Annotated in this window: 21 protein-coding genes; 13 read left to right on the forward strand and 8 right to left on the reverse strand. The window is 72.9% G+C overall.

Going from position 1 to position 23,376, the window contains the following annotated elements; all coding sequences use genetic code 11:
- Positions 1 to 103: 103 nt before the first annotated feature.
- Entirely contained in the window at positions 104 to 1,045 is a 942-nt protein-coding gene (msrP, locus tag E5N76_RS00385) for a protein-methionine-sulfoxide reductase catalytic subunit MsrP (protein ID WP_149535316.1), read from the forward strand.
- A 156-nt stretch (positions 1,046 to 1,201) separates the two neighbouring features.
- Here the strand turns inward: msrP and E5N76_RS00390 are convergent, their stop codons facing one another.
- The 3 genes from E5N76_RS00390 to E5N76_RS00400 form a co-directional block, all read right to left on the reverse strand.
- Positions 1,202 to 2,158, reverse strand: a complete 957-nt coding sequence (locus E5N76_RS00390; protein ID WP_149535317.1) for a tripartite tricarboxylate transporter substrate-binding protein — start codon at positions 2,156 to 2,158, stop codon at positions 1,202 to 1,204.
- 249 nt (positions 2,159 to 2,407) lie between these two features.
- Entirely contained in the window at positions 2,408 to 3,475 is a 1,068-nt protein-coding gene (locus E5N76_RS00395) for an NAD(P)H-dependent flavin oxidoreductase (protein WP_149535318.1), read from the reverse strand.
- A 57-nt stretch (positions 3,476 to 3,532) separates the two neighbouring features.
- On the reverse strand, positions 3,533 to 4,744 hold the full coding sequence (locus E5N76_RS00400; protein ID WP_149535319.1) for a CaiB/BaiF CoA transferase family protein: 1,212 nt from the start codon (positions 4,742 to 4,744) through the stop codon (positions 3,533 to 3,535).
- A 330-nt stretch (positions 4,745 to 5,074) separates the two neighbouring features.
- Between E5N76_RS00400 and E5N76_RS00405 the strand changes: the two genes are divergently transcribed.
- A complete protein-coding gene (locus E5N76_RS00405) occupies positions 5,075 to 6,241 on the forward strand; it encodes a thiolase domain-containing protein (protein WP_149535320.1) in 1,167 nt (388 codons plus the stop codon).
- A 5-nt stretch (positions 6,242 to 6,246) separates the two neighbouring features.
- Entirely contained in the window at positions 6,247 to 6,642 is a 396-nt protein-coding gene (locus E5N76_RS00410) for a Zn-ribbon domain-containing OB-fold protein (protein ID WP_149535321.1), read from the forward strand.
- A gap of 94 nt (positions 6,643 to 6,736) precedes the next feature.
- On the opposite strand, the gene E5N76_RS00415 is transcribed toward E5N76_RS00410, so the two are convergent.
- Positions 6,737 to 7,051, reverse strand: coding sequence for a hypothetical protein (locus E5N76_RS00415; RefSeq protein WP_149535322.1), 315 nt, complete (start codon positions 7,049 to 7,051; stop codon positions 6,737 to 6,739).
- A gap of 113 nt (positions 7,052 to 7,164) precedes the next feature.
- On the reverse strand, positions 7,165 to 8,055 hold the full coding sequence (locus E5N76_RS00420; protein WP_149535323.1) for a polysaccharide deacetylase family protein: 891 nt from the start codon (positions 8,053 to 8,055) through the stop codon (positions 7,165 to 7,167).
- 672 nt (positions 8,056 to 8,727) lie between these two features.
- Here E5N76_RS00420 and cydD point away from each other — a divergent pair.
- The 7 genes from cydD to E5N76_RS00455 all read left to right on the forward strand — a co-directional run bounded on the left by cydD (position 8,728) and on the right by E5N76_RS00455 (position 16,289).
- Positions 8,728 to 10,383 carry a thiol reductant ABC exporter subunit CydD gene (gene cydD, locus E5N76_RS00425; protein ID WP_149535324.1) on the forward strand — a complete coding sequence of 552 codons (1,656 nt, stop codon included), beginning with the start codon at positions 8,728 to 8,730 and terminating at the stop codon, positions 10,381 to 10,383.
- Between the two features lie 183 nt (positions 10,384 to 10,566).
- Positions 10,567 to 12,189: a thiol reductant ABC exporter subunit CydC gene (gene cydC, locus E5N76_RS00430; RefSeq protein WP_149535325.1), complete on the forward strand. Its 1,623-nt coding sequence runs from the start codon at positions 10,567 to 10,569 to the stop codon at positions 12,187 to 12,189.
- 312 nt (positions 12,190 to 12,501) lie between these two features.
- Positions 12,502 to 13,179, forward strand: a complete 678-nt coding sequence (locus tag E5N76_RS00435) for a calcium-binding protein (protein WP_187829880.1) — start codon at positions 12,502 to 12,504, stop codon at positions 13,177 to 13,179.
- 71 nt (positions 13,180 to 13,250) lie between these two features.
- Positions 13,251 to 13,616, forward strand: a complete 366-nt coding sequence (locus tag E5N76_RS00440) for a RidA family protein (protein WP_149535327.1) — start codon at positions 13,251 to 13,253, stop codon at positions 13,614 to 13,616.
- Entirely contained in the window at positions 13,613 to 13,816 is a 204-nt protein-coding gene (locus E5N76_RS00445; protein WP_149535328.1) for a hypothetical protein, read from the forward strand. The genes E5N76_RS00440 and E5N76_RS00445 overlap by 4 nt, the downstream gene beginning before the upstream one ends.
- Before the next feature lie 330 nt (positions 13,817 to 14,146).
- The gene (locus E5N76_RS00450) at positions 14,147 to 15,148 is read left to right on the forward strand and encodes an NAD-dependent epimerase/dehydratase family protein (RefSeq protein WP_149535329.1); all 1,002 of its coding nucleotides are present in this window, start codon (positions 14,147 to 14,149) and stop codon (positions 15,146 to 15,148) included.
- Between the two features lie 7 nt (positions 15,149 to 15,155).
- Positions 15,156 to 16,289 carry a DegT/DnrJ/EryC1/StrS family aminotransferase gene (locus tag E5N76_RS00455; protein ID WP_149535330.1) on the forward strand — a complete coding sequence of 378 codons (1,134 nt, stop codon included), beginning with the start codon at positions 15,156 to 15,158 and terminating at the stop codon, positions 16,287 to 16,289.
- 121 nt (positions 16,290 to 16,410) lie between these two features.
- Here the strand turns inward: E5N76_RS00455 and E5N76_RS00460 are convergent, their stop codons facing one another.
- Positions 16,411 to 17,667: an ABC transporter substrate-binding protein gene (locus E5N76_RS00460; RefSeq protein WP_149535331.1), complete on the reverse strand. Its 1,257-nt coding sequence runs from the start codon at positions 17,665 to 17,667 to the stop codon at positions 16,411 to 16,413.
- A gap of 300 nt (positions 17,668 to 17,967) precedes the next feature.
- Between E5N76_RS00460 and E5N76_RS00465 the strand changes: the two genes are divergently transcribed.
- A complete protein-coding gene (locus tag E5N76_RS00465; protein WP_149535332.1) occupies positions 17,968 to 18,855 on the forward strand; it encodes a TauD/TfdA dioxygenase family protein in 888 nt (295 codons plus the stop codon).
- Positions 18,856 to 19,335: 480 nt separating this feature from the next.
- Here the strand turns inward: E5N76_RS00465 and E5N76_RS00470 are convergent, their stop codons facing one another.
- Together E5N76_RS00470 and E5N76_RS00475 are read right to left on the reverse strand one after the other, a co-directional pair.
- On the reverse strand, positions 19,336 to 20,100 hold the full coding sequence (locus E5N76_RS00470; RefSeq protein ID WP_187829881.1) for an SDR family NAD(P)-dependent oxidoreductase: 765 nt from the start codon (positions 20,098 to 20,100) through the stop codon (positions 19,336 to 19,338).
- A gap of 154 nt (positions 20,101 to 20,254) precedes the next feature.
- Positions 20,255 to 21,586, reverse strand: coding sequence for an NAD(P)H-dependent oxidoreductase (locus tag E5N76_RS00475; protein ID WP_149535334.1), 1,332 nt, complete (start codon positions 21,584 to 21,586; stop codon positions 20,255 to 20,257).
- Positions 21,587 to 21,913: 327 nt separating this feature from the next.
- Between E5N76_RS00475 and ltnD the strand changes: the two genes are divergently transcribed.
- Together ltnD and E5N76_RS29265 are read left to right on the forward strand one after the other, a co-directional pair.
- A complete protein-coding gene (gene ltnD, locus E5N76_RS00480; protein WP_149535335.1) occupies positions 21,914 to 22,807 on the forward strand; it encodes an L-threonate dehydrogenase in 894 nt (297 codons plus the stop codon).
- Positions 22,808 to 22,903: 96 nt separating this feature from the next.
- Complete coding sequence (locus E5N76_RS29265) at positions 22,904 to 23,083, forward strand: hypothetical protein (protein ID WP_187829882.1); 180 nt, start codon at positions 22,904 to 22,906, stop codon at positions 23,081 to 23,083.
- The last annotated feature ends 293 nt before the right edge of the window (positions 23,084 to 23,376 follow it).

Below are 23,376 nucleotides of genomic sequence, written 5' to 3' on the forward strand. Positions count from 1 at the left end.
GCGGAACGCCTTTTTCGGGTAACCCCCCGCCGCCCTGGCGCGAAGCATTGGCTTGACGGCACCTGCCGGAAACCCATTGTGCGACCACCCGAGGAGGCCCCCCATGTTCATCCGCAAGCGCCGCGGCTGGGAGATTCCGGAAAGCCGGGTCACGCCGGAGCATCTCGTCTTCGGCCGGCGGGCGGCCCTCGGGGGGCTGGCGCTGGGCGGGGCCATGGCGCTGGCCAACCCTGCCCCGGCCGCGGAAGAGGCCTTCAACCCCGGCCTGCGCAACATGCGCTACCGGCCGGGCCGCGACGTCACTGCGGAGCGCAACGCCACCACCTACAACAACTACTACGAATTCGGCACCGACAAGGGCATCTATCGCGCGGCCGAGCGCCTGCCGCTGCGCCCCTGGACGGTGCAGGTGGACGGGCTGGTGGACCGCCCGCGGGAATACGCCATCGACGATCTCCTCCAGGCCATGCCGATCGAGGAGCGCGTCTACCGGCTGCGCTGCGTCGAGGCCTGGTCCATGGTGGTGCCCTGGTCCGGCTTCCCGCTGAAGGCGCTGCTCGACGCCGTCGGCCCGCAATCCGGCGCGAAATACGTCCGCTTCGAGACCGCGGCGCTGCGCGGCGTGATGCCCGGCCTGCGGCAGAGCTGGTATCCCTGGCCCTATGTGGAGGGCTGCACCCTGGAGGAGGCGGCGAACGACCTCTCCTTCATGGTCGTCGGCGCCTATGGCAAGAAGCTGCTGCCGCAGAACGGCGCGCCGCTGCGCGTCCACCAGCCCTGGAAATACGGCTTCAAGGCCGGGAAATCCCTGGTGCGGATCACCCTGACCGCCGAGCGGCCGAAGAGCTTCTGGGAGGCGATCCAGCCGCAGGAATACGGCTTCTGGGCCAATATCAATCCGGAGGTCTCGCATCCGCGCTGGAGCCAGGCGAGCGAGCGAGTGCTGGGCACCGGGGAGCGGGTGCCGACGCAGCTCTTCAACGGCTATGGCGAGTTCGTCGCCGACCTTTATGCCGGGCTGCAGCAGGAGCGCCTCTGGGCATAATCCCCACGACGTCGCTTCGCGCCGTCGCGGGGGCCCCGGGTTACGCCCCAGGCGGGCGCTGAGGCGCCGCCATGGGGCCCGTTCGGCGGGCCGAAGGGGGCTTGGCAAAGGCTGCCGCGGCAAAGCCGTGGCAGGGCAAGGGGTGGGAGCGGGGGGCTACTCGGCCCGGATGCCGGCCTCGGAGACCAGCGTCGCGTAGCGCTGCACCTCCGCCGCGACGAAGGCGCGGGAGGCGGGGATGTCGAGCGGCGCCAGGGTGAAGCCCAGCTCCGTCGCCTTGCGCACCACCTCCGGCTGCGCCGCCGCCTGGCGGATGGCGGCGGCGAGCCGCTCGGCCAGCGGCGCCGGCAGGCCGGCAGGCGCCTGGATCGCCGTCCAGCTCGTGATGACGAGGCCCGGCAGCCCGGCCTCGGCGGCGGTCGGCACCTCCGGCAGCAAGGGGTGGCGCGCCGGGCCGGTGACGGCCAGCGCCCGCAGCCTTCCGGATTGGATCTGCGGCAGGCATTCCGGCAGGTTGGAGACGAGCAGGTCCAGATTGCCGGCGACCAGATCCGTCACCGAGGGTGCCCCGCCGCGATAGGGCACGTGCTGCAGCCCCGGCCCGGCGCCGGCGGCGCGGCGGAACAGCTCCAGCCCCAGATGCGGCGGGGTGCCGGTGCCGGAGGAGCCACCGTTCAGCGGCTTCTCCCTCGCCGCCGCAGCCAATTCGCCCAGGTTGCGCCAGGGCGCGCCGGCCCGCACCACGACGACCAGGGGCAGGGAGCCCAGTACCGTCAGCGTCGCCAGGTCGCGCTCGAACGCATAGGGCGCGTTGGGGAAGAGCGAGGCATTCACCGCATGCGCCAGGGTAATGGCCAGCAGGCTGTGGCCGTCCGGCGCCGCCTTCGCCACGGCATCGGCACCGATCAGCGCATTGCCGCCCGGCCGGTTCTCCACCACCACCGGCCTGCCCCAGGCCTCCTGCAATTGCTGGGCGATGAGCCGCGCCATGATGTCGGTCTGCCCGGCCGGGGTGAAGGGCACGATGAGATGGACCGTGCGGTCCGGGAAGGCCTGGGCCCGGGCGGCGGCGGGCAGCAGGGCGGCGGCGAGCAGGGCGCGGCGTGAAATCATGCCGACATAGGACGTATGAGATACGTGAATTGTCAATATGACTCGATATGGATCGTGGATATTCGATCCGGTCCGCGCGAAACCTCGGAGCGGGGTGGGTCGAGCTTCGCTCACCCACCCGGCCCAGCCCTTGTTTGAGCGCCTGAGTCGACCTCAGGCGATCGCGCTCCAGGCTGCGCCGCCCTGCGAACAGGCAGCTTCCAGAGCAGGAGCTGCACGCCGACCGCTTTCGGCCGGCGTGCGGCTGCTCTACGGCAGCAGCGCCGTCGCCTCTTCCCACAGCCGGCGCACCAGCGCCGCTGCCGGCTCCGCCCTGCCCAGCGCCACGCCCTGGCCGGCCCAGGCCTGCATCCGGCTGATATCGCCGGCCTTCTCCGCCTCCGCCCGCACCGGCGCCATCAGCGCCCGCTGCACCGGGTAGGGGGCGGGGGCGAGGTCGCCGGCGAAGGCCTGCACCACCGCATTCCGCAAGCCCCGGCCGAGCCGGCCGGAGAAGGCCCGGGTCAGCACCGTGTCCTCGGGGGCCGCCGCCGCCAGGGCCGCGGCCCAGGCCGGGTGGACCGCCGTCTCCGGGCAGCGGAGGAAGGCGGTGCCCAGTTGCACCGCACTGGCCCCGAGCGTCAGCGCCGCGGCGATGCCCCGCCCATCCATGATGCCGCCGGCCGCCACCACGGGGATGCCCACCGCATCCGCCATTTGCGGCAGCAGGGCGAAGAGGCCGGTGCATTGCGCCTCCGCCTGCGCCGCGTCGAAGGCGCCGCGATGCCCTCCCGCCTCCGCCCCTTGCGCGATCACCGCGGCGGCGCCGGCGGCCTCGGCGGCGCGGGCCTCGGCGATGGTGGTGGCGTTGGCGATCCAGAGGATGCCGCGTTCCTTGAGCCGCGCCGCGACCTCCGGCGGGAAGACGCCCATGATGCAGGAGGCGACGGCCGGCCCGGCGGCGATCATCGCCTCCACCTGGGCGGCGAAATCCTGCACGAAGGGCCCTTCGCCCGGCAGCTTCACCTCGAAGCCGGCGAGCCGGCTGAGCCGCCCGGCCACCGCCGCCTCATGCTCCGGGTCGCGCTGCGGGGGCGGGTCGGGGATCCAGAGGTTGATCTGGAAGGCGCCGTTGCTGGCCGCCCGCACCTCCCGCGCCCAGTCGCCGATCGCGGCCGGGCTGCTCATCAGCGCGCCCATCCCGCCCATGCCGCCGGCGGCGGCGACGGCGGCGGCGAGGGCCGGCGGGCAGGCCCCCGCCATGGGCGCCTGCAGGATGGGGATGCGCAGGCCGAAGCGGGCGCAGAAGGCGGCGGCGCGATCTCGGGCGGGGCTCATGGCCGGAGCCTCTCACCGCCGGCGCCGGCCGTCCACCGGGACGCGGAGCCCCAACGCTCACCCCTTCCGGATCACCCGCTTCTCCGCCATCGCCGCGATCTCCGCCTCGCCGAAGCCCAGCTCCCCCAGCAGCTCGGCCGTATGCTCGCCAAGCCGCGGCGCGTGGCGGCGAATATTGGCCGGCGTCCTCTCGAACCGGGTCGGCGGCCGGGCGATGCGCACCTGGCCCTCGGTCGGGTGCGCATGCAGGCCGAACATCTCCACCGCTTCCAGATGCGGGTGCCGCGGCAAATCCCCGATCCGGGTGAAGGCCGTGGCCGGCACATCCTGCTCCTCGCACAATTGCAGCCACTCCGCCGTGGTCCGCTCCAGCGCCACGCGCCGCAGCGCCGCATAGACCTTGTCGATATTGGCATTCCGCGCCACCGGGTCGCGCAGATGCAGCTCCTCGATCAGCTCGGCATGGCCGGCGGCGGTGAAGAAGGCCACCCAATTGGCCGAGGAATAGGGCAGCAGGGTGATCCAGCCATCCTTGGTCTTCGCCGGCTTGCGGTGCCGCAGCCGCTTGTAGCCGGGCTCGCCGATCGGCGGGTCGAAGGCCATGCCGCCCAGATGCTCGACGCTGACGAAGGCGGTCAGCGTCTCCAGCATCGGCACTTCGACAAGCTGGCCCTCGCCGGTGCGCTCCCGGTGGAACAGGGCGCCGAGCACGGCGGAAAGCAGCGCCATGCCGGTGATCTTGTCGGCGACGAGGGAGGGGACGAAGCGCGGCTCGCCCTCCGCCTCGCCGACGATGTCGGCAAGGCCGGAGGCGGCCTGGATGATCTCGTCGAAGGCCGGGCGGGCGCGGTGCGGCCCGTCCTGGCCGAAGCCGGTGGCGACGGCGAAGACCAGCTTCGGATTCAGCTTGCGGCACTCCTCCGGCCCGAAGCCGAGTCGCTTCATGCCGGCGGGGCGGATATTGGTCACCAGCACGTCCACGGTCGGGATCAGCCGGCGCAGCACCTCCTTGCCCTCATCCGACTTCAGGTCCACGGCCAGCGACCGCTTGTTGCGGTTGAGGCCCATGAAGACCGAGGCCATGCCGCGATGGCGGAACAGGCCGGAAGCGCGGACGATGTCGCCGGTCGGCGGCTCGATCTTGACGATTTCGGCGCCCCAATCGCCCAGCGTCTGGGTACAGAAGGGGCCGAGCACGACCGCCGTCATGTCGAGGACCCGGATGCCCTTCAACGGGCCGGTCGCCTCGGGGCCGGTGGTCGCGTTCATGGACATTCCTCCGTGGTTGCCGTGGGGGCAGGATGCGGCGAAGCGGCGGGGTGGGCAAATCCTGCTGGGGGCATCGGTCCGAAACCTCCAGGCAGGGGGCGCTGCCCCCTGCACCCCCGCCGGGGGGTGGACCACCCCCCGGACCCCGGTGTGAGTCGGCGGGTTCAATCATTGGCTCTGAAACTCAGGCCGGGGAGGCGGTTGGCGGCGGTGCCGCCAACCCCGGCGGGGGCGCCCGGCCCTCCCGCCGGATTTGCCCCGGCCGCGGCTTCGCGCGAAACTGCCCCACCGGCCCACCGGGCCGCTGGGGAGAGGAGCGCAAGTCAGCGCATGAGCATCAATGGCAAGGCCTATATCGTCGGGGCCTATGAGCACCCGACGCGGCTGGCGAAGGACAAATCCGTCGCCCAGCTCCACGCGGAATGCGCCCATGGCGCGCTGGCCGATGCCGGGCTGAGCATCAAGGACGTGGACGGCTATTTCTGCGCCGGGGACGCGCCCGGGCTCGGGCCGCTGGCCATGGCCGACTACCTGAACCTGACGCTGAAGCACCTGGACAGCACCGATATGGGCGGCTGCTCCTACATCGCCCATGTCGCGCACGCCGCGGAAGCCATTGCGATGGGCAAGTGCAAGGTGGCGCTGATCACGCTCGCCGGCCGGCCGCGCAGCGAGGGCCATTCCGGCGCGGTGCCCCGCATCCGCGGCGCCGATGCGCCGGACACGCAATGGGAATTCCCGCTCGGCGTCGCCACGGTGAATGCCTATGCCATGTGCGCCGCGCGCCACATGCACCAGTACGGCACCACCGCCGAGCAGCTCGCCTGGGTGAAGGTCGCCGCCAGCCACCATGCGCAGCACAACCCGCACGCCATGCTGCGGGACGTGGTGACGGTGGAGCAGGTGGTCGGCTCGCCGCTGATCGCGACGCCGCTGCACCGGCTGGATTGCTGCGTCGTCTCCGATGGCGGCGGCGCGCTGGTGGTGGTGGCGCCGGAGATCGCCAGATCCCTGAAGCGCCCGCTGGTCAAGGTGAAGGGCGCCGGCGAGAGCATGAAGGGCCAGATGGCCGGCGCCGTCGACCTGACCTATTCCGCCGGCGTGCGCAGCGGCCCCGCCGCCTTCGCCGAGGCGGGGGTGAAGCCGGCCGACATCAAATACGCCTCGGTCTATGACAGCTTCACCATCACCGTGGTGATCCAGCTCGAGGATATCGGCTTCTGCGAGAAGGGCCAGGGCGGCAAATTCGTCGCCGACGGCAACCTGATCTCGGGCGTCGGCAAGCTGCCCTGGAACACCGATGGCGGCGGACTCTGCAACAACCATCCGGCCAATCGCGGCGGCATCACCAAGGTGATCGAGGCGGTGCGGCAGCTCCGCGGCGAGGCGCATCCCAAGGTACAGGTGAAGAATTGCGACCTGGCGCTGGCGCATGGCACGGGCGGGCTGCTCGGCAGCCGCCACGGCGCCGCGACGCTGATCATGGAACGGGAGTGAAAGGCATGGCAGCGAAAGAGCGCGCGATTCCGGCGCCGATGACCAATCCGGAGACCGAGCCCTTCTGGGAGGCGGCGAAACAGGGGAAATTCCTGCTGCCCTGGTGCGTGGAGACCAACAAGGCCTTCTGGTACCCGCGCGCCGTTTCCCCCTTCGCCCTGAACGGCAAGGTGGAGTGGCGGGAGGCCTCCGGCCGCGGCACGATCTACAGCGTCAGCGTGATGAAGCGCGCGCCGGAGGTCTACGCCATCGCCTATGTCACCGTGGAGGAAGGCCCGACGATGATGACCAACATCGTCGAATGCGATTTCGACAAGGTGGCGATCGGCGACAAGGTCCAGCTCACCTGGCGCCCGACCGAGGACGGCCCGCCCTACCCGGTCTTCAAGCCGGCAGCCTGAACCCGCTCGTCCCGGACTCAAGGGTTCCAAAGGCCTTTCGGCCTTTGGTCGGGGGAGCCCGAGGGGGACGAAGTCCCCCTCGGTGCATCGGCTGTCACATCTTCAACCTCACCGCCCAGGCCCGCATGATGGCCGCGCAGAGCGCCAATTCCTGCGTCGCCGCCCGGCTGGTTTCCGTCGGCCGCGCCGGGCGCCAGCAGGAGCCGAGGTTGCGGCCGGCGAAGGTCAGCACCTCCGCCTCATGCCCCGGCGGCAGCAGCAGCTTCGCCGCCGAGCGATCCGTGGTGTAGGGGGCGGGGCTGCCCCGCCGCTCCAGCGCCCGATGGATCGCGACATCCGCCGCCGGGCTGCCCGCGGCCTCCCGTTCAAGCTGGTCGGCGATCCGGTTGATCAGGTTGGGGTCGAGCAAGGCAGCGCCTCCGTCGCGGGCCAGGCCCGGCGGGGCGACCTTGCCTTTGCCTGTCCGCCTGTCCGCCCTAGGCCAGATGGGTGAATCAACCCCTATCGCCGACGCATCATATGTCAGGCCAATGACCCCTCCGGCAGGGCCAGCACATGGTCCAGGATGCCGCCGGCGGTGGTGATCCACACCTCCCCGCGCCGTGCCGCGATGGCGGCCAGCGCCCCGCGCAGCGCCCGCAGCCGGTAGGGCTGGCCGATGATGTAGGGGTGCAGCGCGATTCCCATCACCTGCGGGATGCCGTCCCGCCCCACCTGCTCCAGCCTTTCGGCGAAATCCGCCAGGATCAGCTCGGCGAATTGCGCCGCCCCGTCCTTGCGGGCGACGATCGCCGGGATGTCGTTCGCTTCCTGCGGGTAGGGGATGCTGAGCAGGCGGCCGGCGCTGGTGCGTAGCCAGACCGGCTGGTCGTCCATGCACCAGTTCAGCGTGTAGCGGTAGCCGGCCTCGGCCAGCAGGTCCGGCGTCGCGCGGCTTTCGGCGATCCAGGGGGAGAGCCAGCCGCGCGGCGCCATGCCCTCATGCCGCCGGATGGCCAGGGTGCAGTCGGCGATCAGCCTGCGCTCCTCCGCCTCCGCCAGCAGGCTCTGTCGTTCGGAATTGCTGCGGCCATGGCCGGCGATCTCGTCGCCGCGGGCCCGGTGCGCGGCGACGAGCTGCGGCGCGTGCTCGTACATGGCGCTGTTCAGCAGCACCGTGGCGGGCAGGGAGAGCTGGTCCAGCAATTCCAGCAGCCGCCAGCCGCCGACGCGGTTGCCGTAGTCCCGCCAGGCGAAGTTCAGCACGTCGGGCTGTGGGCCGCCGGGGGCGAGCTCCGCGCCCAGCCCTTCGCCGAAGGCGAAATGCTCCAGGTTCACGCCGAGATAGACCGCGAGCTTCGCCCCGCCCGGCCAGGCGAAGCGGGGCCGTTCGGGCCAGGGGGCATAGGCGTAGCGGCCATGGCTGGGCAGCATGCGGGGCTCCTTGGAGGGGTGGGCGGATGGCCGCCATCGTTGGCCGCGGGGCCAGCATGAATCGTGCCGGGAGGCTGCGCTCAGGGAATGAGCGGCTTCGTCCGCGCCTGCGCCGGCGGGGCCGCGCAGGAGTGCATCGACGGACCTCGAACCCCTGGGCGGCTTCGTCCAAGCCCCGCCCGGGGGGCCGCGCAGGAGTGCATCGACGGACCTCGAACCCCTGGGCGGCTTCGTCCAAGCCCCGCCCCGGGGGGCCGCGCAGGAGTGCATCGACGGACCTCGAACCCCTGGGCGGCTTCGCCCAAGCCCCGCCCGGGGGGGGCCGCACAGGACTGCATCGAGCGGGCCTCGAGCCCCGGGCGGCTTCGCCCGCACCTGTGGCGGGGGCCTGCACGACGGCCCCGAGCGGACGTCCCTCCCCGGACAACCTGGTCGGCGCCCGCGCCGGTGGCGTGCCACGGCCACGGCCGGCCGCCCTCTCGCGGGAGCCCTCCGGCCCGGCCCGCCGGCCGGCCGCCCCCCGCCACCCGGCGACCCGCGCCCCTGGCCTGAACATGTCCTGAAGCTTGCGCCATGAAGCTTGCGCCATGCGGCGCTGCCGCCCGGCCATCCGCCCGGCGCCACCCCGTCAGGCGGGTGACGCCACCCCGGAACCGGGCCTATACCACCGCCATGGAAGGACCCCGAGGCGGCGCGGCGGCCGCGTTGTTGCGCCAGGAAAGCAGGGCGCTGCGGGCGCAGGTGCTGTCGCCCGTGCTGTGCGGCCTGGCGGCGGGCCTCGCCGGGCTGGCCGGCGCCTGGCTGGTGGCGCGCCTCGTCGCCGCGCTGCTCGGCCATGGCAGCGCCGGCTGGGCGGAGCTGGCGGCGGCCGCGGCGCTGGCCCTGCTGGTCGCCGCCCTCGGCCTGGCGCAGGAGGGCACGCAGCTCGCCGCCGGAGAGGCGGCGCGGGCCCGGCTCCGCGCTGCCGCCTTCGCCCGGCTGCTCGCCCTCGGCCCCGCCGATCCGCGCGGCGTCGGCGAGCGCGCCTCCCTGGTGATCGACAGGGTGGAGGCGCTGGACGGCTATTTCGCCCGCTGGCTGCCGGCCACGGCCCTGGCCATGCTGATGCCGCCGCTGGTCTTCCTCGCCGTGCTCTGGGCGGATTGGCATGCGGCGCTGGTGCTGGGCGTCGCGGGGCTGCTCTACCCGGTGGCGATGGCGCTGACCGGCATCGGCGCCGCCGCCGCCAGCCGCAAGCAATTCGAGGCGCTGGAGCGCCTCTCCGGCCGCTTCCTGGACCGGCTGCGCGGCCTCGCCACCCTGGTGCTGTTCAACCGGCAGGCGGCGGAGGCGGCGGCGCTGGCGGAGTCCGCCGAGGAGCTGCGCCGGCGCACCATGCGGGTGCTGCGCATCGCCTTCCTCTCCGGCACCGCCATGGAGCTGCTGGCGGCGGGCGCCATTGCCTGCATCGCCTGGCGCCAAGGGGGCGGGGGCGGCGACCCCACCGCGGGGATCTTCGCCCTGCTGGCGGTGCCGGCCTTCTTCGCCCCGCTGCGCGCCTTCGCCGCCGCCTATCATGAGCGCCTGGCCGCCCAGGGCGCCGCCGCCGCCCTGGCCCCGCTGCTGCTGGCGCCGGAGGAGCCGGGGCTGGTGCTGGAGGCGATGCCGCCGCGCGTCGTCGTCACCTTCAGCGAGGTCCGGCTGAGCTACGACCCGGCCCGGCCGCCGGCGCTGGACGGCCTCTCCTTCCGGGTGAATGCGGGGGAGACGCTGGTGCTCGCCGGCCCCTCTGGCGCCGGGAAATCCAGCGTGCTGCGGCTGCTGATGGGCTTCGTGCGGCCGGAGGCGGGGCGGATCGCGATCAATGCCCAGGATGCGCTGTCCCTGAAGCCGGAGGAGCTGCGGCGGCTCTCCTCCTATGTCGGGCAGCGGCCGCATCTCTTCCGCGGCTCCATCCGCGACAATATCCGCTACGCCAGGCCCGAGGCCACGGCGGAGCAGGTGGAGGCGGCCGCCGCGGCGGCGCGCGTCACGGCATTCGCCGCCGAGCTGCCGCAGGGGCTGGACACCGAAGTGGGCGAGGGGGGCTGGGGCCTCTCCGGCGGGCAGGCGCAGCGCGTGGCGCTGGCCCGGGCCTTCCTGCGCGACACGCCGCTGGTGCTGCTGGATGAACCCACCGCCCATCTGGACCCGGGGACGGAGGCGGAGGTGATGGAAAGCCTGCAACTTCTCTGCCTGGGGCGCACAGCGATCATCGCCAGCCATAGCGGGATGCGGGGCCGGCTGGGGCGGGTGCTGGAGATGGAGGCCGGCCGAGCCATAGGGCCCGGGCGGCAGGCGCAGGCATGAGGATGCTCCGCATGGGCGGGGGGCTCTGCCCCCATCGAACGCATGCGTTCGATCCCCGCCGGGGAGGGGACCCCGGGGTGAGTCGGCAGGCTGAACCGTCGGGTCCAAAACTCACACCGGGGTCCGGGGGGTGGTCCACCCCCCGGCGGGGGTTCGGGGGCAGCGCCCCCGAGGGCCACCCACATGCTCTCTGACCTTCTGCGCATCCTCCGCCTCTGGCGCCGCCGCGCGCCCTGGCTTCTCGCCGGCATCGCCGCCGCCGTACTCACCACCCTGCTCGGCCTCGCCCTGCTCAGCCTCGCCGGCGGCCGCGTCACCGCGCTGGCCGGCGGCACCGCACTGATCCTCGCTCTGGTCGCCCTCCGCCCTGCCGCCCGCTGGGGCGAGCGCATGGTCACCCATGCCGCCACCTTCCGCGCCCTGGCCGATCTCCGCGTCTGGTTCTTCCGCCGCCTCGCGGCGCGCATGCCGGCCGGCATCGGCCTGCACCGCTCCGGCGACCTGCTCGGCCGGCTGGTGGCGGATGTGGAGGCGCTGGACCGCCTCTACCTCAACGCCATCGTCCCCGCCTGTGCCGTGCTGGCCGTGGTGGTCGTGGCCCTCGCTTTGCTCGGCGGCGCCCCCCTGCTGGCCGCGGCGGTGGCGCTGCCCCTGGCGCTGGCGCTCGCCCTGCCGCTGCTGCTGGCCCCCGGCGCCGCCCGCGCCGCTGCTGCTGCCGCCGCCGCCCAGGGCCGCCTCCGCGCCGCCGCGGTGGATCCGCTGGCCGGCATCGAGGACACCCTCGCCGCCAATGCCGAGCCCCGCGCCGGCGCCGCCCTGGCCGCCGAGGGCGCCGCCCTGGCCGCCGCGCAGCGCCGCCTCGCCTGGCGCGGCGCCTGGGCGGGGGCGGCGGGCGGGCTGCTGGTGCAGGCGGCGCTGCTCGGCGCCCTGGCCTGGGCGCTGGCCGGCGGCGCGCAGGGGCTGGCCCTGGCCGTGCTGGCCGTCTTCCTCGCCGTCGCCGCGGCGGAGGCGGTGGGGGCGCTGCCCCGCGCCGGCACCTCCCTCGCCATGGCCGCCGCCGCCGCCCGCCGGCTGTTCGAGGCCGCCGACACGCCGGTCCCGGTCGCCGAGCCCGCGGCGCCGGCGGCGCTGCCCGCCGGCACGGGCATTCGCATCAAGGGGCTGCGCTTCGCCTGGGGCCCGGACCGCCCGCCGGTCTTCCGGGATCTGGAGCTGGAGATCCCGGAAGGCGCGCGGCTCGCCCTGCTCGGCCCTTCCGGCGCCGGGAAATCCAGCCTCGCCGCGTTGCTGCTGAAGCTGGCGGCGCCGCAGGCGGGGCGCATCACCCTGGGCGGGGTCGATCTCGCTGCCCTGCCGGCGGAGGAGGTGCGGCGCCGCATCACCTGCCTCACCCAGGATGCAAGGCTGTTCGACGACAGCATCGCCGCCAATCTCCGCCTCGCCGCCCCCGGCGCGCCCGATGCGGCGCTGTGGCGGGCGCTGGACCGTGCCGGCATCGGCGAACTGGTGCGGGCCCTGCCGGAAGGGCTGGCGACGCGCTGCGGCGAGGCCGGGGCGCGTTTTTCCGGCGGCCAGGCGCGGCGCCTGGCCCTGGCCCGGGTGCTGCTCTCCGCCGCCCCGGTGCTGATCCTGGACGAGCCCACCGCCGGGCTGGACGCCGAGACCGAGCGCGCCTTCCTGGAGACGCTGGAAAGCGTGACCGCGGGGCGAACGGTGATCCTGATCGCGCATCGGCTGGTGGGGGTGGAGCGCCCGACCCGCATCCTGCGCCTCGCCGGGGGCCGGGCGCTGCCGGCGGCGGGCTAGTGCCCTGATTCCGAAGTCCTGCGGACCGCGGAATCGGGACACTAGCTTTTGTTTTCAGTGGTCTGCTCGTCCGCTGCCTTCGCTGGAAATCCAGCGAAACTCGCGGACAGGACTTAGAGCGGATTCACCTCGCCTGTGCTTGGCAAACCCGCTCTGGCTTTTCGTTCTGCCACGTTTTCCGGGGCGTCCGGCGATGCCGCCGGACTTGAAAATGCTCTAACCCCCGGGCGCTGCTGGCACGATGCCACGGGGGCGGAGGCCGTCCCTGTGCCCGGACCGCACGGCCAGCCATGGCAGGGCAGGGGCCACGGGGTGGACATTGCCGGCACCGGCAATGCGGCGGCGAATACCCTGCTCGGCAATGCGGGGGCCAACCTCTTTCGCCGCGGTGCGGGCAACGACACCATCCTGGCCGGCGCGGGCAACGACCTCGCCTTTGGCGAGGCCGGGGATGACAGCCTCGGCGGCGGCGAGGGCGCGGACCAGCTCAGCGGCGGCGAAGGGGCCGATCGGCTCGCCGGCGGGGCCGGTGACGACCTGCCGCAGGGCGAGGCCGGGGAGGACGCGCTCGATGGCGGCGAGGGCGTCCATAGGCTGTTCGGCGGGGAGGGCGCGGACACGCTCGCCGCCGGGGCGGGGCCGGATGCGCTCCGTGGCGAGGATGGCGATGACCGCCTCTCCGGCGGACCGGATATTGCTTTCGACCTGCTGCTGGGCGGCGCGGGGAATGACACGCCGGACGGGGCCGGCGGCCTCGGCGAGGCCGGGGCCGATATTTTCCTCTTCCGGCCCGGCAGCGGCACGGTGGTCGGCGATTTCCTCCCCGGCCCGGACCGGCTCTGCCTGGCCGGCTTCGGCCTGGCCTTCCCGGTGCTGCAGGCGCGTTGGGTCGTGGCGGAGGGCGGCCTCGCCGTCGATCTCGGCGAGGGCGATCCGGTGGTGCTGAGCGGCGTCGCCGGCCTGTCCCCGGGGGATGTTCTCTTCGCCTGAGCCGCGCTACAGCCCGGGGCGCCGGCCGGGGCGGCGCATGGGCGGCAGGACGCAGCAGGGAGGATCGGGGGATGGGCATTCGGCGGATCGGCGAGGAAGCGCGGCTTTCCGGCGCGGTGGTGCAGGGCGGGCTGGTGTACCTGGCCGGCCAGGTGGCGGATGACGCGACGCTGGATACGGAGGGCCAGACCGCCGACATCCTTGCCCAGATCGATGCCCTGCTGGCCGAGGCCGGCACCGACAAGACCCGGCTGCTGAGCGTGACCGTGGTGCTGCGGGACATCGCCGAGGCGCCCGCCATGAACCGCGCCTGGGACCGCTGGCTGGACCCGCGCGCCAAGCCCGCCCGCATGACCATCCAGGCGCCGCTGGTGGATCCTGCCTGGCGGGTGGAGATCACGGGGGTTGCGGCCTTGCCGGAGGCCGCGGCGGGGTGACCGGGCAGCGCCCGCACCGCCCGCCGGCGGGCTTCGCCGCGGCCACAGGGCCGATGCCGTCGGTGGCGGGCGGCGATGGCAGCTTCCCCCTGGTGGGGCTCGGCGGCGCTGCCGCTGCGGCGGGGGCACTCTGCCGGCCGTTCCCGCATGGGCCGCAATTCGCCTTCGGCGCCGCCAATGGCCCGGCGGCCAGGGAATGAGGCGGCCGGCGCCGGGGTGCGAAGCGTGAGGGCCGCTCCCGCCGCGCCGGCGCCGCAATGGCGCCGGGCTTCCCATCTTTCCACCAGGCCATGGGCGCGGTTCCGCCGCAATCCGGGGCGAGGATCGGTGTCCTGCCACTCCCGGCGCTGGTTTTGCCGCAACGGGAGCGGGCAGCTAGAGCGGTTTCCTCGCCTGCGCCCGGCGAACCCGCTCTGGCCCTTTGTCTGGTCGCATTTTCCGGGTCGTCCGGCGATGCCCCCGGATCTGAGAATGCTCCAGGCCACTGAAAACCAGGATGCGGGCAGGCCCGCGAGGCAGAAGAGGCTGTGATGACCGAGGCTGAACGGGCCGCCTTCTGGCGGGGCAAGCGGGTGCTGGTGACGGGCGGGGCCGGGTTCCTCGGCAGCGCCCTCTGCCACGCCCTGGCCGCGCTCGGCGCCCGCACCACCGCGCTGGACGTGATGAACCCGGATGGCGGCGCCAATATCGCCAATCTGGAAGGCGCCTCCGTCCTGCTGGTGCGCGGCGATATCCGCGACGTGGAGCTGCATTCGCTCTGCCAGGAAGTGGACGTGCTGTTCAACATGGCGGCGCAGACCAGCCATATGGGCGGGCAGAAGGACCCGGTGGCGGACATCGCCATCAATGCCGTCGCCCAGGTGCGGCTGATCGGCGTGATGCGGGAGGCGGCGCCGCAGGCGACCGTGGTGCATGCCTCTACGCGGCAGTTCTATGGCCGGCCCATCTCCCTGCCCGTCGATGAATTCCACCCGGTGAACCCGCCGGATGCCAATGGCGTCTCCAAATGGGCCGGCGAGCAGTACTGGCTGCTGGAGCAGCGGGTGCTGAAGCGCCCCGTCGTCTCCCTCCGCCTGACGAACTGCTATGGTCCGCGCCTGCGCATCCGCGATGCCCGCCAGACCTTCCTCGGCATCTGGATCCGCCAGGTGCTGAAGGACGAGCCCTTCGAGGTCTGGGGCGGCGAGCAGCTCCGCGACCTGACCTATGTGGACGACGTGGTGCGCGCCTTCCTGCTGGCCGCCGAGGCCGCGCCGCAGCCGGGGGTGGCGGGGCGCGTCTTCAACCTCGGCGGGTCCCCGCCCGCCTCGCTGCTGGACCTCGCGCAGCGGCTGATCGCGGCCAATGACGGCCAGGGTCACTACAGCGTGAAGGAATTCCCGGCCGATCGCGCGCCGATCGACATCGGCAGCTACCATGCCGATGACCACGCCTTCCGCGCCGCCACCGGCTGGGCGCCGCTGGTCGGGCTGGATGAGGGGCTGCGCCGCTCGCTCGACTGGTACCGCACCCGCCTGGCCGATTACACGTGAGGGGATGATGGACCCGCTTCCGCTGATTCCGCAGGCCAATCCCGGCGCCGGCTACCAGGCGCAGAAGGCCGAGATCGACGCCGCCATCGCCCGGGCCCTCGGCTCCGGCTGGTACATCCTGGGCAAGGAGGGCGAGGCCTTCGAGCGGGAATTCGCCGCCTGGCTCGGCACCACCCGCGCGGTGGGCTGCGCCAACGGCACGGATGCGCTGGCGCTGATCCTGCGCGGCATGGGCATCGGCGAGGGCTCGACGGTCGCCACCGTCTCCCACACCGCGGTCGCGACCGTGGCGGCCATCGAAATGGCCGGGGCGACGCCGCTGCTGCTGGACATCGACCCCGACACCTACACCATGGACCCGGACGAGCTGGCCGCGGTGCTGGAGGACCCGCCGCCCGGCCTGCCGCCGGTCCGTGCCGCCATCGCCGTGCATCTCTACGGCCAGGCCTGCGACCTGGGCCCGATGCTGGAAGCCTGCAGCCGCGCCGGCGTCGCCCTCATCGAGGATTGCGCCCAGGCGCATGGCGCGACGCTGCACGGCCGCAAGCTCGGCACGCTGGGCGCAGCGGCCGCCTTCTCGCTCTACCCCACCAAGAATCTCGGCGCGCTGGGCGATGGCGGCGTGCTGGCGACGGAGGATTTCGAGCTGGCGGACCGCATCGCCGCCATCCGCCAGTACGGGTGGAAGGAGCGCTACATCTCCGCCATGGTCGGGGTGAATTCCCGGCTGGATGAGGTGCAGGCGGCGATCCTCAGGGTGAAGCTGACGGCGCTGGATGCCGGCAATGCGAAACGGCGGGAGATCGCTGCGCGCTACGATGCGGCGCTGGCGGGCGGGCCCGTCGCGCCGCCGGAACGCCGGGCCGGGGCGGAGCATGTGTTTCACCAATACGTGCTGCGCAGCCCGGAACGCGCGGCGCTGATGGCGGCGCTGAAGGCGCAGGGCATCGGCACCGGCATCCACTACCCGGCGCCGGTGCATCTGCAGCCCGCCTATGAAGGCCGCGTCGCGCTCGGGCCGGCAGGCTGCGCGGAGACGGCGCGGGCGGCGCAGGAGGTGTTCAGCCTGCCGATGTATCCGGAGCTGACGGAGGAACAGATCGAGCGGGTTTGCGCGGCTCTTGCAACGCTCGGGCGGTGACGGGGGCTCTGGTTGCGGCAGTGCCGCAACCCCGAAGCCCCTACTCGCCAGGCCCCATCGCTCACGGAGGAAGGAGAGTGGGAGGTATGGGGGCGAGAATTCTCTCTCTCCCCCCGGGAGCTCAGCTCCGCACCAACGGGCATCCGCCAGCGCTCATCGGCCGGAAGGCTTCCTCCGGCGGCACCGTCGCCAGCAGCTTCAGCACGTCGTATTTGCCGCTGCTCTCGCCCGGCGCCTTCACCTGCATCAGGTAGGCGGGGTGCAGCTTGCGGCCGTCCTCGCGGATGCGGCCCGGGCCGAAGCAGTCGTCATCGGTCGGGATTGCCTTCATGCGCGCGATGGTCGCCGCGCCATCCGCCTTCGCCGCCGCGACGCCCAGCTCTGCGACCGCCTTCAGGTAGTGCAGCGTCTGGGCGTAGATCCCGGCATTGGCCATGTTCGGCCAGAACTCCGGCGTCTTCGGCCGTACCCTGGCGTTGAAGGCACGCGTGCGGTCGTTCAGGTCCCAGTAATAGGCCTGGGTGGTCATCAGCCCCTGCGCGATCGGCAGGCCCAGCATCCGCACATCGGTGTCGTAGGTCAGCAGGCTGACGATGGTCATGCTGCGGTTCAGCCCGAATTCGCGCGCCTGCTTGATGCAGTTCTGCAAATCGGCCCCGGCATTGCCCAGCGCCAGCACCTTGGCGCCCGAGGCCTGGGCGCGCAGCAGCAGCGAGGAGAAGTCGGTCGTGGTCGGGAAGGGGTAGTAGGTGGTGCCGAGCACCTTGCCGCCATTCGCCTCGACGACCCCGGCGGCATCCTTCACCAGCTGCTGGCCGAAGGAATAATCGGCCGCAACGAAGAACCAGGTGGTGCCGCCGCGCTTGACCACGGCCGATCCGCTGGAACTCGCCAGCATGTAGGTGTCCCAGGACCAGTGGACGTGGTTGGGCGAGCATTGCCGGCCGGTCAGCTCCGTGGTGCCGGGGCCGGACAGCAGCAGCGCCTTGTTCTTCTCCCGCGCGACCGAGGCGACCGCGAGCGAGGTGGCCGAGGTGTTGACGTCGAGCAGCGCGTCCACGCCCTCCCGGTCGAACCATTGCCGGGCGATGGTGACGGCATTGTCCGCCTTGTCGAAATGCTGGGCGAACAGGATCTCCACATCCCAGCCGCGGCCGGCGACGTCGAAATCCTCCAGCGCCTGCTGGGCGCAGGGCAGGGTGGGCCGGTTCAGGTCGGCATAGGGGCCGGCGAGGTCGGAAATGATGCCGAGCTTCAGCTTCGGGCGGGAGTTGCCGCCACCGGCCTGGGCGTAGGCCCGTCCGATGCTGCCGCCCGCCGCTGCACCGACGGCGGCTGACAGGGAAGCAGCGAGGGCCTGGCGCCTGGTGAGGGCCATGGATGTTTCCTCCGGAGTTATTGATTAGCCAGGCAATTACACCGGCAGAACAGGCTGCGGCAAGCCGTGGCGCGTATCCGGTCGCGGCGTCCCGCCGGCCGGCAGGTCCATGCCGGGGCAACGCCGCAACGGTCGGCGGGCCGCGCCGATACCCGGACGCGCTTCGTACCGCCTGCCCGGAAGCCGATGGCGCGCATCGCCACGCCGGTTAGCCAGCCGGCGGCGAGCAGGCCGGTCGGATATTGCTCTGGCATCTCCGCGGCAAGCCGGGCCAAAATCCGGAACCCGGAGGAAACCCCAATGACCCTTGCAATTAACCCCATCAACCCCGCACGCCCGGACTTCGTCGGAGAGGTCTCCGGCGTCGATCTGCGCCAGGGCATCACCGCCGCCGAGGCCGTGGCGATCGAGGCGGGCATGGACCGCTTCGGCGTGCTGGTCTTCCACGACCAGGACATCGACGACCAGCAGCAGCTCGCCTTCAGCCGGCATTTCGGCCCGCTGGAAACCGCCACCGGCGATATCGTGCAGGGCGAGGCACGCCGCCTCCCCGTGGAGGTGAACGACATCTCCAACCTGGAGCGCAGCGGCAAGGTGATGGCGCGCGACGACCGCAAGCGGCTGTTCAGCCTGGGCAACATGCTCTGGCATTCCGACAGCAGCTTCAAGCCGACGCCGGCGAAGTATTCCCTGCTCTCCGCGCGCGTCGTCCCCGGCAGCGGCGGCAACACCGAATTTGCCGATATGCGCGCCGCCTGGGACGCGCTGGACGCCGAGACCAAGGCGCTGGTGCGCGACCTGGTCACGGAACACAGCCAGCTCTTCTCCCGCGGCATCCTCGGCTTCACCGATTTCACCCCGGAAGAGGTGGCGAAATGGCAGCCCGTGCCGCAGCGCCTGGTGCGGCGGCATCCGCGCACCGGGCGGCTGTCGCTCTTCCTCTCCGCCCATGCCGGCGCGATTCAGGGCTGGCCGGTGCCGGAAGCCCGCGCCCTGCTGCGCGACCTGACGGAGCATGCGACGCAGCGCGAATTCGTCCATGCGCATGTCTGGCGGCCGCATGACCTGGTGGTGTGGGACAACCGCGTCACCATGCACCGCGCCCGCCGCTACGACGCGACCCAGGTGCGCGACCTGCACCGCACGACCGTCGCGGACGTCGCGCCGACGCTGGAGCAGGCGGCCTGATCGCAGGTGGTCGCCGGGGCGCAGCTCCGCCGCGGCGCGCTGCTGCCGGGCCATGCAACCTGCGCCGCGCCATCTGCGGCGGATGGCGCGCCGCAGCCGGGGCGTGCGTGCGGGCGCGGCCTGCCGCGGACGCCGCCGCCGCTGATGCCGGCCGCATGGTGGCAGCGGGGGTTGCAGCCGGGCCTGCCCCGCTGCGCCACGGCTTCGCCACGCCACCGGAGGCGAATGCCGCGCCGAAACCGTGCAGCCCGCACGGCAACCGACGTTCCGTCCGGGCGCGCCTCCAGCGCGCTCGACACCGTCGAGCGCACCTCAGGCCCACGCCGTGGTGCCGTTTGCGAGTCGAGGGTGCGGCTTCGCCGCACCGCGCGAAGCGCGGCTACTACGCCCCTGACTCGCAAACGGCACCATGGCCCAGGCGATAGATCGCCTCGACGCCGTCGAAGGCACGGAATTGCACCTTCTTCCACCGGCACCTGCTCAGTGGATCGAGTATCCGCCGTCGATCAGCAGGTCATGCCCCTGGATGAAGCCGGTCTCGCAGGTGGCCAGGAAGGCAACCGCCTCGGCCACCTCCTCCGGCTGTCCGAACCGCCCCGCCGGCACGCGGGCGGTCATCAGCTCCGTCCGCCCCGGCACCCGGCCATAGCTCTCGATATTGTACTGCGTGGCGATCGGGCCGGGGCTGACGGAGTTCACCACGATCCCCTCCTTCGCCAGCTCGAAGGCCATGTTGCGCGTCAGTTGCAGCAGCGCCGCCTTGGCCGCGCCATAGAGCGCGTTCTCCTCCGCCGCCACCCGCCCCATCTGGCTGGCGATATGGATGATGCGCCCGCCGCCCTGCCGCCGCATCGCCGGCAGCGCTGCCTGGCTGGCGAAGAAGGCGGCTTCCAGGTCGACGGCCATCAGCATGCGGAACTCGCCCCTGGTGAAGCTGCCGAAGGGCTTGCGGCAACGGATGCCGGCATTGTTCACCAGCACGTCCAGCCGGCCGAAGCGCGCCAGCGCCGCCGCCACCATCGCCTCCGCCGCGCCTTCCTTCGCCAGGTCGAAGATCGCCTCCGCCGCGTCCGGCGCGCCGGCGGTGCGGCAGGCGGTGGCGGCCTCGGCCAGCTCCTCCGCCGTGCCCTCCGCCGCCAGGAACAGTGCGAAGCCGCGCACCGCCAGCGCCAGCGCGATGGCATGGCCGATGCCACGCGAGGCGCCGGTGACGAGCGCGACCTTCAGGGCAGTGGACTCGGACATGGTGGCAGCCTCCATCGGAAGGCCGCCAGTCTAGGCGGAATGCAGCCGGCCCCGTCGAACCGTCGCGCGCGAAACTCGGACCGGGGTCCGGGGACCGGTCCGGTCCCCGGTGGGGATCGAACGCATGCGTTCGATGGGGCAAAGCCCCCGATCGTCACTCCGCCGCCTTCGCCGGCGCCGCCGCTGCTTCCATCGCCCGTCGCAGCCGCACCGCCTCCGCCGCCTCGTCCAGCGCCACATCGGCGTAGGAGAGGATGGCCCCTGCCTTCACCGCCCGCTTCAGCGTCACGCCATGCGCCAGCCCGATGGGCAGCGCGCCCAGCGCCAGGGACCGCGCGGCGGGGATGCATTTGCCCCACACCATGGCCCCGCCCTCGCCGTCCAGCACCTCGCCCGGCGCCAGGTCCCGCTTCGCCGTCGCCGCCACGTCGCCGCGCCAGCTCTCGGCGCAGCCCGTCGGCTCCTGCCGCAGCGCCGCGCTGGCCACGGAAATCCCCAGCTCCAGCCCGATGAAGTGGTAGGGCCGCCACAGCGCGGCATAGCGGCCGGAGGGATCGGTCGCGACGCCGTATTCGGCGAAGCAGCGGCGGACGTAGTCGGTCTCGCCCTCGAACACCGCATAGACGCCCCAGCGCAGGTCGCCGACCACCGGCCTGCCGTCCCGCTCCAGCGAGGAGATCACCTCCACCCTTCCCGTGCTGCCGGCGAACACCCGCGGCAGGTCCTGCACCCCGCAGGGTGGGAAGGCCAGCCCGTCCTCCGGCGGCGCCAGCCCCGTGGCATTGGCGATCGCCGCCATCTCGATCGCCGATTTCGTGCCGTCGAGGAAGGAGTTGAACATCTGCGGGTTCATCCCGCCGAGCCGCGCCTGCTCCTCCGTCAGCCCGTAATGGCCCCAGACGGTGGCCGGCGTGCTGGCATGGTATTCCGGCAGGTACTTGGTGCCCTTGCCGGCCGCGACCACGGTGAAGCCCTCGGCCCGCAGCGTATCCACCATCTCGCAGACCAGGGCCGGCTGGTCGCCATAGGCCATGGAATACACCACGCCGGCGGCGCGCGCCTTCTCCGCCAGCAGCGGCCCGGCCAGCACATCCGCCTCCACATTCACCATGACGATGTGCTTGCCGGCCGCGATCGCCGTCAGCGCATGGCGGAGGCCGGCGGCGGGATGGCCGGTGCACTCCACCACCACCTCGATGCGCGGGTCGAGGATCAGCGCAGCGCTGTCCTCCGTCAGCCAGGTGCCGCGGGCGGTGAAGGCGGCGTCCAGGCTGGCGGCGCCGTAGCGTTCCGCCGGCCAGCCCACGCGTTCCAGCGCCGCCCGGGCGCGGGGCAAAGCGAGGTCGGCGATGCACGCCACGTGCAGCCCCGGGCTGCGCGCCGCCATGGCCAGGAACATGGAGCCGAATTTGCCGGCGCCGATGACGCCGACGGTCACGGGCCGCCCTGCCGCCGCGCGGGCGGCCAGCATCCGATGCAGGTTCATGGATGTTCCTCCTGACCGCAGCATAGCCGGGCGGCACCGGCCGCGTCGCCCCTCGCGCAGGGGCGGGGGTGTTGTGCCCCCTTCCGCGCCCTCCGTGGCGAGGGCCGGGTCCCCTCCGGCGCAGCGCAGGCGGGTTGCGCGTTCCCTCCGGCCATTGCGGGAGGGGCCTTGCATCCTCTCCCGCCTGCCGCGGGGCAGGGCACCGCATCCCTCCCCCGCCTCGCGGGGGAGGGTTAGGGTGGGGGTGCATGCGCCACGCGGCGGCGGCAGGGCAGGGGGCCACCCCCACCCCGGCCCTCCCCCGCAGGGCGGGGGAGGGAGCATCGGATGCAGGTCGCGGTCATCGGTCTCGGCAGCATGGGCATGGGCGCCGCCCTGAACCTGGTGAAGGCGGAGGGCCTCTCCGTCGCCGGTGTGGATCTGCGCGATGCCGCCCGCGCCGAATTCGCCGCCGCCGGCGGCCTGCCCGCCGCCAGCGGGGCGGAGCTGCCGCCCGGCGCCGAGGCCGTCCTCGTGCTGGTGGTGAACGCCGCCCAGGCGCGGGAGGCGCTGTTCGGCCCGCTCGGCGCCGCGCCGCGCCTCGCCCCCGGCGCGGTGCTCATCGTCTCCTCCACCATGTCCCCGGCCGATGCCCGCGCCCTGGCGGCGGAAGCGGAAGCCCGGCAATTCCTCTACCTCGACGCCCCCGTCTCCGGCGGCGCCGCCGGCGCCCGGGCCGGGGCGATGACCGTCATGGCCGCCGGCAGCGCCGCCGCCAAGGCGAAGGCCGCGCCCGTCCTGCAGGCGATCGCGAAGAAGGTCTGGGACCTCGGCGAGGAGCCCGGCCTCGGCGCCACCATGAAGGTGGTGCACCAGCTCCTCGCCGGCGTGCACATCGCCGCGGCGGCGGAGGCCATGGCGCTCGGCATCAAGGCCGGCCTCGACCCGGAGACGCTCTACGGCGTCGTCACCGGCGCCGCCGGCAATTCCTGGATGTTCGAGAACCGCATGCGCCATGTGCTGAACGGCGACGAGACGCCGCGCTCGGCCGTCGACATCTTCGTCAAGGATCTCGGCCTGGTGACGGAGCTGGCGCGGGCAGAGGGCTTCCCGGCGCTGCTCGCCGCCCAGGCGCAGCAGCTCTTCACCGCGGCCAGCGCGCTGGGCCATGGCGGCAAGGATGATGGCTTCGTCATCCGCGCCTATCAGGCGCTGAGCGGCATCAGGCTGCCGAAGGATTAGGGCCGGCCTGCCGGCGGGCAGCGCCGCCTTGCCCACCGTGAACAAATGACGCACATTAACCCTTGCGCAAGGGTTCGGTTTTGTTCTAGTCGGGGCATGTCGAACCGCAGCCTCTCGGCACATGCCCATCTCGTCATCCCGATGCCGCCCTTGCGGCCGCGGCGGGCCGTCCGCGGCACGGGTCTCGGCCCCGTGCAGGAGGCATCGCTGGTCGGCATGCTCTCCCTGGCCGGGTTCTGGGGGTTGGCGGAGCTGGCCTTTCTGGTTTTCGGCTGAGCCGGAGCCGGAGCCGGAGCCGGAGCCGGAGCCGGCCGGATGGCTGGCGGTGCGGCGGCCGCCGGGCCAGCGGCGGCGGCCGCCTTGCCGGGTGGCCGGTCCGGGTACGCGGCCGCGTGGCGCCGATGCATGCCCGCGGGCTGCGTTGCGCCGCCGCCGGACGGGTGCCGTGGCGGGAGGCTGCCGCCGTCGCGCGCCCCGCGGCGGGATGTTCAGGAACGCCCCGGTGCCCGGGCGATGATCCGTCCTGCGGCCGGGCGGATCGCCGGGCCGGGGGTGCCGGGGCGCCGCCT

It is taken from the genome of Siccirubricoccus phaeus (assembly GCF_008360935.1).
Lineage (GTDB): Bacteria > Pseudomonadota > Alphaproteobacteria > Acetobacterales > Acetobacteraceae > Siccirubricoccus > Siccirubricoccus phaeus.

Coding starts and splice junctions, on each gene's coding strand:
- E5N76_RS00475 (WP_149535334.1), bottom strand. CDS start 21,586: ATGAACCTGCATCGGATGCTGGCCGCCCGCGCGGCGGCAGGGCGGCCC.
- E5N76_RS00460 (WP_149535331.1), bottom strand. CDS start 17,667: ATGGCCCTCACCAGGCGCCAGGCCCTCGCTGCTTCCCTGTCAGCCGCC.
- E5N76_RS00390 (WP_149535317.1), bottom strand. CDS start 2,158: ATGATTTCACGCCGCGCCCTGCTCGCCGCCGCCCTGCTGCCCGCCGCC.
- E5N76_RS00410 (WP_149535321.1), top strand. CDS start 6,247: ATGGCAGCGAAAGAGCGCGCGATTCCGGCGCCGATGACCAATCCGGAG.
- msrP (WP_149535316.1), top strand. CDS start 104: ATGTTCATCCGCAAGCGCCGCGGCTGGGAGATTCCGGAAAGCCGGGTC.
- E5N76_RS29265 (WP_187829882.1), top strand. CDS start 22,904: ATGTCGAACCGCAGCCTCTCGGCACATGCCCATCTCGTCATCCCGATG.
- E5N76_RS00450 (WP_149535329.1), top strand. CDS start 14,147: ATGACCGAGGCTGAACGGGCCGCCTTCTGGCGGGGCAAGCGGGTGCTG.
- ltnD (WP_149535335.1), top strand. CDS start 21,914: ATGCAGGTCGCGGTCATCGGTCTCGGCAGCATGGGCATGGGCGCCGCC.
- cydC (WP_149535325.1), top strand. CDS start 10,567: ATGCTCTCTGACCTTCTGCGCATCCTCCGCCTCTGGCGCCGCCGCGCG.
- E5N76_RS00395 (WP_149535318.1), bottom strand. CDS start 3,475: ATGAGCCCCGCCCGAGATCGCGCCGCCGCCTTCTGCGCCCGCTTCGGC.
- E5N76_RS00420 (WP_149535323.1), bottom strand. CDS start 8,055: ATGCTGCCCAGCCATGGCCGCTACGCCTATGCCCCCTGGCCCGAACGG.
- E5N76_RS00440 (WP_149535327.1), top strand. CDS start 13,251: ATGGGCATTCGGCGGATCGGCGAGGAAGCGCGGCTTTCCGGCGCGGTG.
- E5N76_RS00455 (WP_149535330.1), top strand. CDS start 15,156: ATGGACCCGCTTCCGCTGATTCCGCAGGCCAATCCCGGCGCCGGCTAC.
- E5N76_RS00470 (WP_187829881.1), bottom strand. CDS start 20,100: ATGTCCGAGTCCACTGCCCTGAAGGTCGCGCTCGTCACCGGCGCCTCG.
- cydD (WP_149535324.1), top strand. CDS start 8,728: ATGGAAGGACCCCGAGGCGGCGCGGCGGCCGCGTTGTTGCGCCAGGAA.
- E5N76_RS00465 (WP_149535332.1), top strand. CDS start 17,968: ATGACCCTTGCAATTAACCCCATCAACCCCGCACGCCCGGACTTCGTC.
- E5N76_RS00405 (WP_149535320.1), top strand. CDS start 5,075: ATGAGCATCAATGGCAAGGCCTATATCGTCGGGGCCTATGAGCACCCG.
- E5N76_RS00400 (WP_149535319.1), bottom strand. CDS start 4,744: ATGAACGCGACCACCGGCCCCGAGGCGACCGGCCCGTTGAAGGGCATC.